Annotated in this window: 1 protein-coding gene; it reads left to right on the forward strand. The window is 53.4% G+C overall.

Features of this window, described 5'->3' with window-relative positions:
• The first annotated feature begins 52 nt into the window (after positions 1-52).
• Positions 53-1278 (forward strand): IS3 family transposase gene (locus tag PMI24_RS25325; RefSeq protein WP_443200802.1). Its coding sequence is split into 2 segments (ribosomal slippage): positions 53-404 and positions 404-1278, totalling 1227 coding nucleotides; the frame shifts between segments, so codons are not numbered across the junction.
• Positions 1279-1309 lie beyond the last annotated feature (31 nt).

The following is a 1309-nucleotide window of genomic DNA, read 5'->3' on the forward strand; positions in this document are numbered from 1 at the left end:
GTCTCGTCCTGAATAAGGTTTACACCTTCTGGCTTCTTATCAGGAGTGTGCAATGGATTCGGGCGCAAAACGCAGTCAACGCGATTACACGCTGACTTTTAAATTGTCGGTTGTCGACCAAGTCGAAAAAGGCGAGTTGAGTTATAAAGAGGCTCAACGGCGCTACGGAATTCAGGGTCGGTCGACGGTGTTGGTTTGGTTACGCAAGCATGGTCGGCAAGACTGGAGCCAAGGCGCCTCCATTCGTTCCCAAAGGAACCGACCGATGGACGAGCCCACTTTGCCCTTAACACCCGAGCAGAGAATCAAAGAACTTGAGGAGCAGTTGGCGCTGGCGAATCAGAAAGCCAAGTTTTTTGAAGACGTGGTGGATGTACTGAAGAACGACTACGGCGTCTCTGTCGTAAAAAAGCGGCCCGGCAAGTCGTTGCGCAAACCCAAACCCTGAGTGTCAGCAGGGCTTGCCAGTTTATGGGGATCAGTCGCCAAGCCTTTTACAAACGTAATCGCGTCTATCGGGCTCGCATCGAGCAAGATCAGAAACTCATCCAGTTTGTGCAGACAATCCGAGTACGCCAACCCTGCATTGGCGCCCGCAAATTGCACTCGTTGATGCACGCGGAGCGTGAGAAACAGGAGCTGCATGTCGGCCGCGATCGGTTATTGGCGGTCTTGCGTGATTACCGCCAACTGGTCCGCAGGAAGCGGGCTTATCACAAAACGACCGACAGTCATCATCACTTCCGCTGCCATCCCAATCTGCTCAAACCAGGCCCGTCGCAAGTTGTCGCTACCGGTCCGGAACAGGTTTGGGTGGCCGATATCACTTATCTGTCCACCAAACGTGATGATCCGGTCTATTTGAGTCTGGTGACGGATGCCTTCTCAAGAAAGATCGTCGGCTATCACGTGCATGGCAGCTTGCATTCCGACTCAGTTGCTCAAGCCTTGCGTATGGCCTTGAAGACGCGTCGAACACGCCAGAAACTGGTTCATCACTCGGATCGAGGTGTGCAGTACTGCTCGGCGCTATATCAAAAGCTCCATGCCAAACATGGCATCACGTGCTCAATGACTGATGGCTACGACTGCTACCAAAACGCCTTGGCAGAGCGGGTCAATGGCATCTTGAAGACAGAGCTCTTGCTCCACCGACCGACAGACTTGGCGCAAGCGGAGCAAATGGTGCGGGAGGCGATCTTGATCTACAACCAGGAGCGCCCGCACCTGTCCTTAAAATACAAAACGCCCGATGCGGTGCATCGGGCGTTAGGGTGAAACAGGTGTAAACCTATTTCAGGACTAGACA

This window comes from Pseudomonas sp. GM25 (assembly GCF_000282255.1).
GTDB lineage: Bacteria > Pseudomonadota > Gammaproteobacteria > Pseudomonadales > Pseudomonadaceae > Aquipseudomonas > Aquipseudomonas aphyarum.